We start from the raw sequence: 18,138 nt of genomic DNA on the forward strand, positions 1-18,138 counted from the left end.
TGTTTGTTTCTTAAGGCTGTTATTATGAAAACTCTAAAAGTTTTTAGAGAAGATTTGTTGCGCGCTTGCAAAAAGCTTTCAGATGGTTTTCTTGCATATAGAATTATTCACTATGAATTTTTTTGATGTAAAAAAACTAAAATATTTTGTATTTTTATCAATATATAACAGTTTTTATTGAATCTATTCGATTTTTATAAATCAAAAAGGCAGCTCTCTTGAGATTTCAATCGTCATTGAGAGATAAAGAATTTTATTGTATTTGGTTTGAATGAAATTAATCCTTTTAAGAAAGCTGTATAGAAAGAACCGTTATTAATGGTTCTTTCCGAAAGATTGCAAAAAAGCAGTACATTCGTACTGCTTTTTTTATTAAAAATGAATAGATTATCAGTTGTTTTTGCTTTTTCTTAGAACTGATAGCTTACTCCGCCTGAAAAGCTTGCTCCAGATATACCAGTTTTTTGAAGCTTATGTTGATAATTAACATCAGCGCGAAGTGTGATATGTTGTGACAATTGTGCATTTACACCAAGTCCACCTTCAACAGAAGCTCCCATAGAATCAAGGTGGAATGGTTCACCAATCTGTATTGTGCCATTGTTAGAAAAAGCTTTAACAATGTTTAGTTTACCATAGAAAGAAAGGGTAGAGTCTTGTTGGCTAGAAAGCGTTGTTTTCGTTAAACGTCCACCAACGCGCACCAACCATTGATGAGGATTGCCCATATTCACGTCAAAGCCATCGACATCTGAGAGTGTGCCAAGCATGAGATGTTGATAAACAAGTTGTGCTTGTGGTTCAAAGACCAATCCTTTCTTACTGGTTTCGAACTTTTGTCCAATGGTCGCCGATGCACTGAATGTATCAGCGTTTTTCAACTCTGCAGTATGTCCGATGAGAGCTGTGGTGATATTTCCTTTGAGCACTCCATAGGAGAAAAGTGCATGGATATATGTACCATTATTATGGCGCAGTCCACTATATGCAGCAATTGACCACTTGTCGAGTGTACTCTTGTCAGCACCTTCCATATCTTTTGGAGTGAAAGCTAATTTCCCATATGTCCCCAAAAGACCAAAACTGGTGGTCATGTTTTGATCTTCTAGAGCTGCTAATGTAATGCCTGCTTGTAAAGCAGCATAGTGAATATCGGCACCATAGCCATATTGTAATGGTGTACGGTGAGAGGATAATGTCATCTTATTGCCATAAGTTGAGAAAAAGATCCCTTTGTTTTTATGATCTTTTGTCTCAAAGCTTGTTTCTTGTATTGTGTTCAGCAAAGTATTTTGATTGTTTGCATCAGCCAGTCCAGCTGAGAATATTGCGTTAGGCATGGACAAATAGCTTGCCACTTGAGGAACGAGAGCTCTGATCTTTCCTTCATCATCAAGTGTTGCACTTTGCAAGCGGAAATCCCAGAAATTCTGATTTTTTCTCAAATGGTTTTGTATGCTTCCTACTTGCTCAGAACTTGGTGTTGATTCACCTTTTATATTATTCTCAATCCTTAAAACCACTCCACCTAATACAACGGGGGTCGTGTCGGTTTTTGAGCCCTTTTCTTGTGATTGCTGAGTTACTTCTCCTAAATGGCTCTGTGTACTCTCAGCTTTTCCAAGACGTGATGTTGGTCCATAGGCATTTAAGACATATTTATAAGGCAAACCGCCCATTGTGACATAGCCATTTGCTAGTTTGAAGGCATTTTCATCTGTTTTTCCAGATACTTGAATGAGCGACAGTCCACGCATATTCGCGGGAATAGAAGCTTCTTCTTTTGATGGCTCACCTTTTGAAAGGCTATTGAACCTAATTGTTGTGGTGCCTGATACATCCCCATGGACAAGAAGGCGATCCGTTTTTTGTTGTTCTCTTTCTAAACCATCACTCCATTCTGTATTGAAATAAAACCTTGCATTGCCTACTGCATTATAAACGGTTTTTATAGCGGAGCCCCTGTTTTCCTGTGGATTAGGAAGCGCAATTGTTCGTCCTACACTCAAGGTCTGATATTGCCCCTTTGCTAGCGCATGTGGCGGATTAAACACAATAGAGCTATTATTCAAGTTCAGTACTGAAACGGTAGATAGCGCTCGTTGTTTAATGTCATGCAGTGCATAATTAAATGAACCAAAATCACGATTTATGTCGTATTGACTTACATTTAAATACCATTTGCTATTGTTGTTTAAATTAAAAACAGTTGTATTTACTGCCAAGGTTCTTGCTCTTCCTTCCATAATCGAATTATCGGCAGTTAATACAAAAGTCACAGGATGAGGATCTGAATCTGTTTTCTTTTTTACATTGTTTTGTAATAATACATCAGAACGAATTTCTGAATTTCTAAGTTGAACCTCGGCAACAGACTTTGAAGATGATGGTCCTAAAATACCGACACCGTCTCTCACAAGAAGCTTTGTATTGTTAAGAATTGCCTTATTGATAACTTCTTCACCATCTTTCAGAAAATAATCTAAAATGCTATGAAAAATAATACCGGATTTTCTTTTGGTTTCTATGAATGAATCTTCAATGTTAATGATACCGTTTGAAATTGATAGACCAGTATACAAGGCATTGACTTTTACTTCTTTAGCATTAATACGTCCACCTTGTGATACAGCAAAAGCAAACGAAGCTGAATGTATTGTTGAGTTTGTAATTGTGGCAATTGCTTTTTCTTTGGCATACACTGCGCTCGGTCCATTGCGGATAAAAACATTATTAAGAGTTTTTTCTTCTCCTTTCCCCAGCTTAAACTCACTAATAATTTCAGGAGGTTGTCTATTTGCATAAGTTGGAGCAAAATGAGAAAAAATGAAAGTTCCAGCAATTGTACATAACAAAAAATTTTTCTTATAAATATATTTCTTACACATAGATATGCCTTTAGTATTTGGTATGCTTTGATGCTTACTTCATTCCCCTGATGGCGCAAGTACCCGATCAGTTTTTTATATCATTACGTTTTTATTGTAAATAACAAAACGAATTATATTTTATACTATTCTCTATGATTGAAGTTTTGCTTCAGAAAAACTTGTTCATGATCATAAAAAGTCGAGAAAAGTGGATTTCATAAAACCTAGCTTGGTTAAGCTTATGCTAAAAGCACTATGAAGTATGATATTTAAAAACTGTCTATTAAAGATAATCGCTATAAAAGCTCTATCGCATTGAGATGTATTATTTGATGTACTCACCAAAACGATCAGAAAATTTTCTCTGCTAGAAGAAGTGATGAGGGGGCTATTCACAGGCTTTCTTTAAAGAAGCTTTTCCTTAAGGGTAGCAAAGTCCATTTTTCTAAGGTCGCACAGCCCATTTCGCGATGGTTTTCATGAATGCTATAACGCTAAAGCTATAGAGTCCCATCATCTTTATGCTTACGAAGGAGCAAGCCGATACCTTTACGGCTTAATAAAAGAGCAACCCCATTACATACTTTGCTAGCTCCCAATGTTGTGTGGATAGCCTTTGGCACTTGAGGCGGTGCATGAGAGGAATTCTTAGGCTTTTCTTATATAACTTTGCTTCACACGCCAGTCCCGCTTGTAATGTGTAAGTGAATGATTTTGATTAGTTCAACATGGAACAGATTTTAAATGAGAGAAATTTACGATATTCAGAACTCTAACTCAATGAAAGTAACGCTAAATTATCATTGTAAATCAATATTTTGAATATTTCATTTAAAACATCTTTTATTGATACAAAAAGAACTTTATTGAGTTATTTCATTTTATAAATGAAAAAATTAGCTTTCTTGAGCGTTTTGTATGTGAAAGATAAAGCGCTTGTTGTTAGATTTTCTTTTCATGCATTAATTTTCTCAAAACTGTTTGTTTAGAAGAACCAGCAATGGAAGTGTAAATAAATCTTTATAGATAGTGACAACACATCGTAAAGAAAGAATTTATTTTATTGCTATAATAGATTGTAAATAACAAAAAAATACACTCCGTTTTTTTGTTAATAGTAAACGGATCAATATGCTTATTTTTTTATAATTTTATATTAAAATTGGTAGTGTATTCTATCAGAAAAACTTGTCTCGGCTATACGTCTTTTAAAATTTTTTCTGATAGTTTACATCAATATAGAAGGTTAAATTGTGAGATAACTGTGTATTGTGCTAAACGCACCTTTAATGGCAGGATCTATCGGATTAAGGTAAAAATGAATACCAATCTGTTTAGTATCATCAATATCAAAGTTTTTAAGGAAGTTCACTTTCTCATACAAGGATGGGGTACGATCTTCTACGGTCCTAACAATAGTTTTTGTTAGATACCTACCTATCCGGACTAACTGGGGAGGCTGTCTGATTTAATTTTAAGATCATCAATATGTTAAAAGTTGGTAAAAATCAAATCCTTAGCACACAAATTATGTTCGTGGTTCAAAAGGTTAGTTCTCTGATTATTCTTTGCAAATTTTTGACAAATGATTGTTGAGGCAATTAACATTTTTACAGCATAACTTTAATAGTATTTTTTTATAGAAGTTTTAGAGATATCTGCTGTACAGATATCACAAGGGAAGAGTGTAGCCATATGAAAACACCGTTATGCTCTGTTATATTGTAAGCTATGATTGATGATTTATCCAGAGTGCTTTTTTTTCATTTTCTATATCCTTTGGAGTGAATGAGAGTGGCTGTAGGTTCTTATCTATTTCAAATGTGCAGTGATTAACTTTTCATTTTTCTAATATCATCTTTGCTTGGATAGCTCCATGGTGCATATTAGCACCATATCTATATTCAAAGAGGAGCATAATCAAACGGTAGAGTTTCTGTACTTCCATAAGTGAAAAAGCAAGAAATCTTCTATTTTTTAAGATTTATTCTTAATGCTGTTATCTTTATATTATCTAAAAATACACTTTGCTTAGCTTTATGGGCAAATTCGATGATGAATAGCTGCGCAATCCGTGTGAAGAGGAGGAAAATTGTATTTAAGTAGAAAAGAAAACACTTCAGGAAAAAATGGATTTCATGTACGAAAAGGCAGCATACTTTGTGACATATTCTAGATAAAAATACCTTATCTTTTATCTTGATAAAAATGGTATAATATGCTGATTTATAATGATAATTTAGCGTTACTTTCATTGAGTTAGAGTTCTGAATAACGTAAGATTTTCTCATTTTAAACCTGTTTGTCTTAAATCAAGCAAAACCATTCTCTTGCACACCACAAGCGGGGCTGGCGTGTGGGTAAAAAATGTATAAGAAAGGTCTAAAATGGCTCTTATGAATCGTCTCAAGAGCCAAGGGCTTTAGCAACACCCACGAGCTGGAAAATATAATGATGGTGCCGGATTGCTCCTTCACAAACGTAAAGATGGGGGTGCTCAATGGCTTTACCGTTATACCTTTCACGGGGGGCGCTGTTGCTAAATGGACTTGGGTGCTTTGAGAGATGTCTCTTTAAAACAAGCTCGTGAATTGGCAACTGGGTGGCGTGCTGTTTTACGTGAGGGGCGTGCCCCCATTAAAGAACGTGAGAAACGAAAACGTGAGGCAATGCGTAATCTCCATTACTTAAAAGACATTGCCTTAGATGCTTTTGAAAGTTGTAAAGCTGAATTAAAAGTGATGGTAAAGATGGAAACGGGTTTTCACATTTAAAACTCCATATTCTCCTCAAATTAGGCTGTCTGCCTATTTCAGAGATTACACAAACAGAAATACGCAATATCCTCGCTCCCATCTGTCATACAAAAGCTGGAGCTGTTAATACAGCACTGATGCGTCTCAAGCTTTGTTTTAAACATGGGCTTGCGCGTGGATGTTGATTTTACAGGCAGTAGAAAAAGCAAGGGCTCTCTTAAGGAGGGATAGTGTAGTGTTATTAGGATTTATAAAGCGAAAAGGCAGCATATTGTAGCTGCCTTTTTGTTAATGCATAGAAAAGAAATACGCTGTTTTGACAGTTTTACTTTAAAACTGATAGCGTATTCCTCCTGAAAAGCTTGCACCACTTATACCAGTTTTTTGAAGCTTTTGTTGATAGCTGACATCACCATGAAGGGAGAAATTGTGAGACAGTTGCGCATTAATGCCAACGCCACCTTCAATTGCAGGTCCCATAGGATCAAGGTCAAAATTTCTACCAATATGAATGGTACCATTATCACCAAAGGTTTTGATCAAGTTTACTTTTCCATAGAAAGACATAGGACGGTTGTTTTCAGTGGAAATGGTTTTTGTCAAACGTCCACCAACACGGATCAACCATTGAGAAGGATTGTTCATATCAACGGTAAAATTATCAGCATCTTCAATGGTATTAAACATCAAATGTTGATAAGCAATTTGTGCTTGCGGCTCGAAGGTTAAACCTTCCATTCCGGTTGCAAATTCTTTTCCAACGGTGGTGGAGATACTCAACATTTTGGCATTTTGCAATTTTGCGGTTTTGCCAATGATAGCATTGCCGATATCTCCTTTTAGAATTCCATAGGATAACAGTGTATCCATATAGAAACCATTGTTATGCTGCACGCTGCCATAAGCTGTTAGTGACCATTTATCCAATGTGCTCTTACTTACATCATCCATATCCTTTGGAGTGAAAGACAGCCGCCCATAGGTGCCTACAAGACCGAAATGTGTTGTGGTATTTTGTCCTTCTAATGCTGCGAATGTAACACCGGCTTGGAGAGCAGCATAGCGGATATCAGCACCATAACCATATTTGAGAGGTCCACGTTCAGAAGATAAGGTTCCTGTGTTTCCGTAAGTATAGAGGAAGAAACCGGTTTGTTTTTCTTCTTCTTTTCCTAAAACAGATGTTCTGATATTGGCTAAGAGTGCGTTTTGTTTAGCCATATCGGTTAATCCACTGTAGAAGAGAGCATTTGGCATGACCAAATAGCTTGCTGTTTGTGGTACAGGGGCAACGGTAGGGATATTTGTTTCAGGATCAGGATTTGAACCAGAATTGGAGCCAAGCAGTTCGGGTTGCAAACGGAAATCCCAGAAATTTTCATTCTTTTCATCAAAGAGGTTTTGTGCAATATCGGCGTTTCCTTGGCTTGAATCTGGTCCATAGGCACGTAGTGTATACATATCTGGTAAGCCACCTCTTGTGGTATAGCCATTTACCAGTTTGAAAGAGTTTTCCTCTGCTTTTCCAGAAACTTGAATAAGTGAAAGACCCCGGACATTGGCAGCAGCAGAGGTATTTGCTTCGATATTGTTCTCTTCTAAGCGCCCCGTGACATAAACTGATGTGTTGCCAAAGACATCCCCATGGATCAAAAGCCTATCGGTTTTTTGGTCATTTATTGCAGCACCATCACTCCAAGCCGTGTTGAAGTAAATCTTTGCATCACCCGTTGCATTGTAGACTTCTTGCGTGTCTGGTTTACCAGAACCTATATGCAATGTTTGGTAATGATCTTCTGTTGGTCCATTAAAGATAATGGAGCTGTTATCGAGATTCAGCGTGGAAATATCAGAACGAGATCTTTGAGCGATATCAAGGAGATTGCCATCATCATCTTTTTCATTTTTGCTGATTTTCAACGTCCATTTTGTATTGTTTTTCAGATCAAAGTGCACATTTCTGTCTTTAGCAATATTTGCTCTGCCCTCTAGAATAGACTGATCTGCGCTTAAGGTGAAGGTGCCGTTGGAGATCGCTTTAACCTCTTTATTGTTCCAATAATTGTCATTTTTCCAAGATTTTGGATCTTCAAAAAGACCATCTCCTAACAATACATCAGCATGGATTTCTGAATTTTTGAGATTGACTGTACCGATTGACAAACCTGGAATATCTTCCATGTTATCGTTAGTAAAAGCTCCAACAAAAATTCCAGTACCATTTTCAGCGTGAACATCTGCATTGGTTAAATTGATTTCACTGCTTTTACGTTTTTGTGGATCATCTGGATAATCTAGATCAGGATTAGAGAGAGCTATAAATTGCAAACCAGCAACTCCTGCTATCATAGAAGTATTCACGACATCAATATGTCCGTTAAATGCCGCCCATAGTGCAACTTTTTTTGCTTCTATTTTATTTTTTATTGTATTCTCTGCTGCTCCAATATAACCATTCGTCATCTTAATCGTGCTATTATTTTCTGCGGTGAGACCAACATCAAAATTTTGAATGATTGTTTTACCATTTAACTTAATTAAACTATCAGTTTCTGCAACGTTTACACCAACGGTCATTGTTTTACTTTCACCACCGGTTATAATTAAATCTCCGCTAATGATTTGACTTCCACCGTCTGCATAAAACCCTTCATCAACATTTTGAATGGTTGTTTTGCCCATTAACCTAACTTCACTACCAGAGTCCGATGTCCATATACCAGTGCGTTCGTTGTCGGGGCCTTCAAGTGCTTCACCACCGATTATCGATAAGTTTTCGCTAATGATTTTACCACCATTACCGGCATCGAGTCCGCTCAAAGTATTGTTAATTATTGTATCGCCATGCAATTGAATTGTGCTGTTATCGCCAATTACAAATGCACCGCTTCCTGTTCCCTCTGTTGTTAGAGCAACATTCGTGGCATCAATCTTTCCGCCTTTTTCTGCAAATAATGCAGCGTCTTTCCCATTTACCTTTCCTCCCGTCATTATGATAGTGGCGTTTTGTGCATTGGATTTTTGTCCATCAGCATGAAGACCATAACCATAAGATGAAATGACTTCAGTGCCGTTTAAAGTAATTCTGCTATAGTTTTGAGCATATACTCCATCAGTTTTTCCATTGAATGTTCCTTTGGAGATTTTTACTATGGAGAAACCATTTGCAGATATGCCTGTTAGTGCTTGAGTTACGGTTACATTATTCAAAGTTACTGTGCTGTAGTAAGCTCTTATTCCCTTATCCATAAGGATGTCATCTTTGCCGCTTGATATTGTAACATCTTCTAACGTGCTTTCGTTAATACTCTGTTCGAAAATAGCACCTATATGAGATGCAGCAATGGAACCATCAATCATCTTGATAGTCGCTCCATCTCGTACATCAAGACCGTTTGCAACTTTTTCAATGGTTGTTGTACCGTTTAATGTAATCATACTGTTGTTGTAGGCTATTGCACCAGTACTGTTTTCAGTTTCAGAGCCGGTTATTGTTAGATTGTTGCTAACAATTTTGCCCCCAAGTGTTGCCGTAAGACCGTTTGTTACTTTTTCAATGGTTGTTGAGCCTTTTAATTCAATCGTACTATCAAGTGTGAAGGACATTACACCAGAGCTATTGCTATTTTTTTCGTTCTGAGAACCTGTTATTGTTAAATTTTCGCTAACGATTTTGCCCTTATTCACCACAAGACCCTTGCTAACAACATCTTTAATGATTGTTTGTCCTGTTAATTTAACCACGCTATCAAGCGCATCGACCAATACACCAATGTTTTTTTCTCCAGCTCCAGGAAGGATGATCGTTAAATCTTTCCCAGTGATTTTGCCTCCACTTTCTGCTCGAATCCCGTTTTGAAAGTTTTCAATGGTGGTTTCACCCATTAATTCAATCTCACTACCAAGACCTTCAGTTGTTACACCAATACCTGTATTACTTCCTTCTATTGTTAAATTTTTGCTAACGATTTTGCCCTTATTTTTTGCCCAAAGCCCATTTACGACTTTTTCAATGGTTGTTTCCCCTTTTAACGTAATTTCGCTACCATCACCTTCAGAGATTACACCAGTTTTTTCAAATTCAGAAACGATTATTTTTAAATGTTTTCCAATGATTTTGCCACCGTCTTTTGCGTGAATAGTTTCGTAGGTTTTATCGGATACTTCTTGTTGTTTTCCCCCAGAAACTACGAGGGTTTCAGCATGTGCACTGAACTGGATATTGAATAGGATGATAGCGGCTGCAGCCGTGCATGATAAAAGGGATGTTTTATACACTAGTATTCTCCTTATGAGAGCCCCCAAATATTCATTTCCCCGCGAACTTCATAAGAAGAAGTGAAAATGGATAGTTGTTATTAATTTCAGTAATTGTCTTTATTTGGTAAGACATTTTTGGTTTTTTGTCAAAATTAAAAAATAATTGATATTAATTATGTCTAATACAAAATGTATTTATAATTGATTTTATTTAAAGAATTATAATTTTGAATATTATTATTCAGAGAAATATTCTGAGATACTGATATAGTGGTACCATAACATCTTTTACGTGATGGTAGGGATTATTATATGACGCAAATTGGGGTTATGAGGGAACAAAAAAGGATGTAGAAGAAGCTTATAAAAAAGCTAACTTACTTGGGCTTAAAGTGGGTTGTCATCTTTCAACACAGTGGTATTAATTTATTTCTAATAGACTTCTCTTTTTTTCAAAGTAGGAAGTACTCTTCATCCACTGGGGATAGAAGTGCTCTGTTGCGTTTGTTGTGTCTTGTCTTGGGGATTTTCGTAAAGAACTAAGTATAAAGAGGGAAGGGTGCTTTAAAAGGAAAAAGGATGACTTTAATGTACAAAAAAGGCAGCATATTGTGCTGCCCTTTTTGTTAAATTGAATAGAATGAATAGGCTATTTTTACAGCCTTGATTTAAAACTGATAGCGTATGCCACCTGAAAAGCTTGCACCACTTATACCAGTTTTCTGAAGCTTTTGTCGATAGCTTACATCACCGTAAAGAGAGAAATTGTGAGACAGTTGTGCATTGATGCCAACGCCGCCCTCAATTGCTGTTCCTATGGGATCAAGGTCAAAATCTCTGCCAATCTGGATGGTACCATCATCACCAAAGGTTTTGATCAAGTTTGCTTTTCCATAGAAGGAAATGGCAGGACCATTTTCAGTGGTCATAATGGTTTTGGTTAAACGTCCACCAACACGGATCAACCATTGAGAAGGATTGTTCATATCAATTTTTAAATTATCAGCATCTTCAATGGTATCAAACATCAAATGTTGATAAGCAAGTTGTATTTGGGGCTCGAAGGTTAAACCTTCCATTCCGGTAGAAAATTGTTTGCCAACGGTGGTGGAAATACTCAACATTTTTACATTGTTCAATTTCGCGGTTTTACCAATGATAGCATTGGTGATATCGCCCTTTATTATCCCATAGGATAAAAGCGTATCGATATAGAAACCACTGTCATGTTGTACACTACCATAGGCAGTGAGAGACCATTTATCTAGGGTGCTTTTACTTGCATCCTGCATCTCTTTTGGAGTGAAAGACAGCTGCCCATAGGTACCTAAAAGACCAAGATGTGTAGTAGTGCTGTGCCCTTCTAACGTAGTCAATGCAACCCCACCTTGTATAGCAGCGTAGCGAATATCAGCACCATAACCATATTTAAGGGGACCGCGTTTCGAGGATAAGGTTCCTGTACCCCCATAGGTAGAGAGGAAGAAACTGTTTTTTAGATTTTTCTGCTCTCCCAAGACTGTTGTTCTCATATTGGCTAAAAGTGCATTTTGCTTGGCCATATCGGCCAATCCAGTATAAAAGAGGGCATTTGGCATAACCAAATAGCTTGCCATTTGTGGTACAACTGCTCTTACTTTTGAATCGGGGTCAAAAAATTCAGGCTGCAAACGGAAATCCCAGAAATCTTTATCCTTTTCATCGAATAAGTTTTGGTTAGCATTGGCTTTGCCATAGCTTGAGACTGGTCCATAGGCAGTCAGCGTATATTTATAAGGAGTTCCTCCTATGGTGGTATAGCCATTTTTCAATTTAAAGGAGTCTTCTTTTGCTTCTCCAGAAACTTGAATAAGTGAAAGTCCACCTATATTTGAAGGATCAGAGGCATTTTCTACACTCTCTTTATCCCCTGAAACATTTTTGACATAAACTGTTGTGGTGCCTGCTACATCACCGTGAATGAGAAGCCTATCGGTTTTTTGTGCATCTATTGCAACACCATCACTCCATATAGCGTTGAAATGAATTTCTGCCTCACCAGAGGCATTATAGACTGCTAGAATGTTCGGTATTCCAGATCCTATATGCAATGTATGATAATGATCTTCTACCGGTCCATTAAAAACAATAGAACTATCATTGAGATTGAGCACAGAAATATCAGAACGTGACCTTTGAGCAATAGCAAGCAGTTTTCCGTCATCATCGGTTTCTTTTGTACTGGTTTTCAATATCCATGTTGTCTTGTTTGTCAAATCAAAGCGTACAGTTCTGTTTTCTGCAATTTTTGCTCTTCCCTTTAATACGGAGTGATTAGCATTTAATGTAAAAGCAAAATTATTTTCTTTAGTTGAAGCTTTTGCTGCTAATAAAATATCGGCACTGATTTCTGAATTTTTGAGATTGGCTATACCGATTGATTGGTCTGCGTTAATTCCAATACTATTTTCAGTGCGAATCTTTGTATTTGTCAAGTTGATTTCTAAGGCATTATCGTCCTCGGATTTATCAAATGTTATGCCACTGTTTTCTGCTGTTGCAGAAACATTTGTTACATCAATATATCCGCTATTTTTTACAACAAATGCTGATCCTTTTGCTGCTACGGTCCCTCCATTCATTTTAATTGTGCCACCGTTTTCTGCATAAAGTCCGATGAAAGTATTGCTAATCGCTGTATTTCCATGCAATTCAATTAAGCTGTAAGGATTGCTGGCAGCTGCACCGTATCCGTTGCCATCCATCGTTGTTAGAGCAACATCTGTGACCTTAATATGTCCACCGTTCATTGCAAATAATGCCATGGTTTTCGCAGTTACTGTTCCACCAGTCATTATAATTGTGCCACTATTTTCTGCATCAAGTCCGGTTACAGCATTATTAATTGTTGTCTTTCCATATAATTCAATCAAGCTTTCAGGATCGGTTGCAGCAGCACCATAGTTACCATTTGTTGTTGTTAAAGCAACATCTGTGACTTTAATATGCCCACCGCTTTTTGCAAGCACTGCCATGTTTGTTGCGGTTACAGCTCCTCCCGTCATTGTGATTGCACCACTGTTTTCTGCATTGAGCCCGATGAAAATATTATTAATCGTTGTCTTTCCATCCAATTCAATCAAGCTTTCAGGATCGGAGGTAGCTGCTCCGTATCCGTTGCCATACATCGTTGTTAGAGCAACATCTGTGAGCTTAATATGTCCCCCGCTTTTTGCAAGCAATGCCATGTTTGTTGCGGTTACAGTTCCACCCGCCATTGTGATAGTACCACTGTTTTCTGCATTGAGCCCGATGAAAGCATTATTAATCGTTGTCTTTCCATCCAATTCAATCAAGCTTTCAGGATCGGAGGTAGCTGCTCCGTATCCGTTACCATACATCGTTGTTAGAGCAACATCTGTGAGCTTAATATGTCCACCGCTTTTTGCAAGCAATGCCATGTTTGTTGCGGCTACAGTTCCACCCGCCATTGTGATAGTACCACTATTTTCTGTATAAAGTCCGATGAAAGTATTATTAATCGTTGTCTTTCCATCCAATTCAATCAAGCTTTCAGGATCAGTGGTAGCTGCTCCGTATCCGTTGCCATACATCGTTGTTAGAGCAACATCTGTGAGCTTAATATGTCCACCGCTTTTTGCAAGCAATGCCATGTTTGTTGCGATTACAGTTCCACCCGCCATTGTGATAGTACCACTATTTTCTGTATTAAGTCCGATGAAAGCATTATTAATCGTTGTCTTTCCATCCAATTCAATCAAGCTGTCAGGATCAGTGGTAGCTGCACCGTATCCGTTGCCATCCATTGTTGTTAGAGCAACATCTGTGACCTTAATATGTCCACCGTTTGCTGCAAACAGTGCCATGTTTGTTGCGGTTACAGTTCCACCCGCCATTGAGATAGTACCACTATTTTCTGTATAAAGTCCGATGAAAGCATTATTAATCGTTGTCTTTCCAAGTAATTCAATCAAGCTGTTAGGATCGCTGGTAGCTGCACCATATCCGTTGCCATCCATTGTTGTTAGAGCAACATCTGTGAGCTTAATATGTCCACCGCTTTTTGTAAGTACTGCCGCGCTTTTCCCAGTCACATTTCCACCCGCCATTGAGATAGTACCACTATTTTCTGTATAAAGTCCGATGAGAGCATTATTAATTGTTGTGTTCCCATCCAATTCAATTAAGCTTTCAGGATCGGTGGAAGCTGCACCGTTTCCGTTTCCGTCCATCGTTGTTAGAGCAACATCTGTGACCTTAATATATCCACCGTTCATGGTAAACAATGCTGCACTTTTTGCAGTTACAGCTCCTCCCGTCATTATGATGACACCACTGTTTTCCGCATCAAGTCCATTTATAGCATTAGTAATCGTTGTCTCTCCATCCAATTCAATAAAGCTGTAAGGATCGGTGGAAGCTGCCCCGTATCCGTTTCCGTCCATCGTTGTTAGAGCAACATCTGTGACCTTAATATATCCACCTTTTTGTGCAAATAATGCTCTGTTTCCCGCAGTCACTGTCCCTCCCATCATTATGATTGTAGAGAATAAACCGTCTGTATAGAGTCCATCACCATCAGATGATGTAACTTGAACGCTGCCTTCTTTACTATTGGTTAAAGTAATGAAGCTGCCGTTCATTACGTATAGCCCTGTGTGTTCTCCATCAAATGCTCCTCCTAATATCGTTACTTGTGAACCATCTTCTGCCGATATGCTGGTGTCTGCTTGCGTAATGGTTACATTTTCTAAAGTGAGATGACTTCCGGCAAAGGCCGTTATTCCTGTGAATAAAAACTCTTCTTTTTCATTTTCTAATTCACTTTCCCATCCAGGGTCTAATTCATTGTCCGATGTTTTTACATTTTCTAGCTTGTCTTGATCACTTATGCTGGTATTTGCATAAGTAATGGTTACGTTTTCTAACTTGTTTTTATCGCTTTTACTCTCATTGAAGAACGCACCAGTTTCAAAAGCCGTAATGGTTCCTCCAGTCATTGTGATTGTGCTACCGTTTGTTGCATAAAGCCCAATTACAGCGTCATTAATTACCGTATTTCCGTGCAGTTCAATTGTGCTGTCAACATCATTAGCTATTGCACCGATTCCGGTGCCATCTTTTTTTAAAGTAACATCTGTGACGTCAATATGTCCGCCATTTTCTGCAAGTAATGCTGTATTTTCTCCAGTGACTGATCCTCCTATCATTGTGATTGTGGATTGTGCACCATTTGCATAGAGTCCGTCACCATGAGATGATGTAACTTGAACACTGCCTTTTTTATTATCGGCTAATTCACTATAGGTTAAAGTAATAGCGCTGCCTTCCGTAGCAGATATTCCTTTGAGTTCTCCATCAAATGCTCCTCCTAAAATCGTTATTTCAGAATGATCATTTGCAAATATACTGGTGTTTGCTTGCGTAACCGTTACGTTTTCTAAAGTAACTTTGCTTTTGTTATCGGCATTTATTCCCTTGTCCATGAAGTGGTCATCTTTACCGCTTGATATTGTTACACCTTCCAGCTTGTTTTTATCATTCATACTGTTTTCGAAGAAAGCGCCAATTTCAGAAACCGTAATAATGCCTCCAGTCATTTTGATTGTAGCACCATCTTTTGCATTAAGACCGAGACGAATGTCAAAATCAGTTCCTTTAATGGCTGTGTCTTGCAGTAATGTAATCGCACTGCCAAAACCGTCAGCTGTTACAGCATAAATATCCGTGTCTTTATTCCCAACCACAGTTAAATGTGTGCCGGTAATTTCCCCGTTGTCTTTCGCATTAATAATCTCATACGTTGTGTTAGATATTTCTTTTTTCTCGCCGGAAACTTCAAGAGTTTCAGCATATACATTGAGATGGGTGTTGAATAGCATGACAGCTATGACAGCCGTGCAGGATAAAAGGGACTTTTTACACATCAAGATTTTCCTAAATTATAAGTGCCCCACACTCTTCCCCCGCTTATAAGAAGGATATCAAATGGATGGGTATTTTAGAGATGGAACGTGAATAGGCGATTTTTATTTTTATGTAAAGTATAAAATAAATTATACATTTAACACATAATGTATTATACTTAAATTCACTTAGTATTATATGAATACATTATGTTAATATTATATAAGTATTATAAGTTTTTCTATTCAAGATATGTGTTATGCTTGCATAAAACTTGTTGCTTATGCTTAAAGAAAAGGAGTAGGCAAGAAAATTTAAAAAAACTGTATGCTTGAGCCTGATAGGGATCTCTTTCAACATCATGAAACCAAAGATGATACCATATCTTTCATGTTTTTCTTTAACACGGTTACGATAAAATAGCGCTCATTGATTTTTCAATCGACGTTTAGTTTTTTTCAAGGGATATTTTTACTAGTTGAAAGCGCGCTATTTTATTGTTTTGAGTTTTTTAACTAATTTTCTTAAAGAAAAATGTTGGCGGTGTGTATTGGTAGAGAAGAATAGGGGAGAGATAAAAAGGCAGCATATTGTAGCTGCCTTTTTTGTTAATGCATAGAAAAGAAATACGCTGTTTTGACAGTTTTATTTTAAAACTGATAGCGTATGCCGCCTGAAAAGTTTGCACCACTTATACCAGTTTTCTGAAGCTTTTGTTGATAGCTCACATCACCATGAAGGGAGAAATTGTGAGACAGTTGCGCATTAATGCCAACGCCGCCTTCAATTGCTGGTCCCATAGGATCAAGGTCAAAATCTCTGCCAATCTGGATGGTACCATTATCACCAAAGGTTTTGATCAAGTTTACTTTTCCATAGAAAGACATCGGACGGTTGTTTTCAGTGGAAATGGTTTTTGTCAAACGTCCACCAACACGGATCAACCATTGAGAAGGATTGTTCATATCAACGGTAAAATTATCAGCATCTTCAATGGTATTAAACATCAAATGTTGATAAGCAATTTGTGCTTGCGGCTCGAAGGTTAAACCTTCCATTCCGGTTGCAAATTCTTTTCCAACGGTGGTGGAGATACTCAACATTTTGGCATTTTGCAATTTTGCGGTTTTGCCAATGATAGCATTGCCGATATCTCCTTTTAGAATTCCATAGGATAACAGTGTATCCATATAGAAACCATTGTTATGCTGCACGCTGCCATAAGCTGTTAGTGACCATTTATCCAATGTGCTCTTACTTACATCATCCATATCCTTTGGAGTGAAAGACAGCCGCCCATAGGTGCCTACAAGACCGAAATGTGTTGTGGTATTTTGTCCTTCTAATGCTGCGAATGTAACACCGGCTTGGAGAGCAGCATAGCGGATATCAGCACCATAACCATATTTGAGAGGTCCACGTTCAGAAGATAAGGTTCCTGTGTTTCCGTAAGTATAGAGGAAGAAACCGGTTTGTTTTTCTTCTTCTTTTCCTAAAACAGATGTTCTGATATTGGCTAAGAGTGCGTTTTGTTTAGCCATATCGGTTAATCCACTGTAGAAGAGAGCATTTGGCATGACCAAATAGCTTGCTGTTTGTGGTACAGGGGCAACGGTAGGGATATTTGTTTCAGGATCAGGATTTGAACCAGAATTGGAGCCAAGCAGTTCGGGTTGCAAACGGAAATCCCAGAAATTTTCATTCTTTTCATCAAAGAGGTTTTGTGCAATATCGGCGTTTCCTTGGCTTGAATCTGGTCCATAGGCACGTAGTGTATACATATCTGGTAAGCCACCTCTTGTGGTATAGCCATTTACCAGTTTGAAAGAGTTTTCCTCTGCTTTTCCAGAAACTTGAATAAGTGAAAGACCCCGGACATTGGCAGCAGCAGAGGTATTTGCTTCGATATTGTTCTCTTCTAAGCGCCCCGTGACATAAACTGATGTGTTGCCAAAGACATCCCCATGGATCAAAAGCCTATCGGTTTTTTGGTCATTTATTGCAGCACCATCACTCCAAGCCGTGTTGAAGTAAATCTTTGCATCACCCGTTGCATTGTAGACTTCTTGCGTGTCTGGTTTACCAGAACCTATATGCAATGTTTGGTAATGATCTTCTGTTGGTCCATTAAAGATAATGGAGCTGTTATCGAGATTCAGCGTGGAAATATCAGAACGAGATCTTTGAGCGATATCAAGGAGATTGCCATCATCATCTTTTTCATTTTTGCTGATTTTCAACGTCCATTTTGTATTGTTTTTCAGATCAAAGTGCACATTTCTGTCTTTAGCAATATTTGCTCTGCCCTCTAGAATAGACTGATCTGCGCTTAAGGTGAAGGTGCC

The 18,138-nt window shown here is 37.8% G+C and carries 4 protein-coding genes and 1 pseudogene; 1 reads left to right on the forward strand and 4 read right to left on the reverse strand.

The window, feature by feature from the left end; all coding sequences use genetic code 11:
• Positions 1-410: 410 nt before the first annotated feature.
• Positions 411-2,888, reverse strand: coding sequence for an autotransporter outer membrane beta-barrel domain-containing protein (locus PVV63_RS05230; protein ID WP_273790978.1), 2,478 nt, complete (start codon positions 2,886-2,888; stop codon positions 411-413).
• A gap of 2,369 nt (positions 2,889-5,257) precedes the next feature.
• On the opposite strand from PVV63_RS05230, the pseudogene PVV63_RS05235 reads away from it, so the two are divergent.
• Positions 5,258-5,846: pseudogene (locus tag PVV63_RS05235) on the forward strand (Arm DNA-binding domain-containing protein); the annotation flags it as partial.
• Positions 5,847-5,956: 110 nt separating this feature from the next.
• Here PVV63_RS05235 and PVV63_RS05240 read toward each other — a convergent pair.
• From PVV63_RS05240 to PVV63_RS05250, 3 genes are all read right to left on the reverse strand, one after another.
• Positions 5,957-9,904 carry an autotransporter outer membrane beta-barrel domain-containing protein gene (locus PVV63_RS05240; protein ID WP_404977282.1) on the reverse strand — a complete coding sequence of 1,316 codons (3,948 nt, stop codon included), beginning with the start codon at positions 9,902-9,904 and terminating at the stop codon, positions 5,957-5,959.
• Between the two features lie 650 nt (positions 9,905-10,554).
• Entirely contained in the window at positions 10,555-15,813 is a 5,259-nt protein-coding gene (locus PVV63_RS05245) for an autotransporter outer membrane beta-barrel domain-containing protein (RefSeq protein WP_273790979.1), read from the reverse strand.
• Between the two features lie 630 nt (positions 15,814-16,443).
• On the reverse strand, positions 16,444-18,138 hold a 1,695-nt coding region (locus PVV63_RS05250), incomplete at its 5' end, for an autotransporter outer membrane beta-barrel domain-containing protein (protein ID WP_273790980.1).

It is taken from the genome of Bartonella sp. CM31XJBT, from assembly GCF_028618555.1.
Lineage (GTDB): Bacteria > Pseudomonadota > Alphaproteobacteria > Rhizobiales > Rhizobiaceae > Bartonella.

Coding starts and splice junctions, on each gene's coding strand:
- PVV63_RS05245 (WP_273790979.1), bottom strand. CDS start 15,813: ATGTGTAAAAAGTCCCTTTTATCCTGCACGGCTGTCATAGCTGTCATG.
- PVV63_RS05230 (WP_273790978.1), bottom strand. CDS start 2,888: ATGTGTAAGAAATATATTTATAAGAAAAATTTTTTGTTATGTACAATT.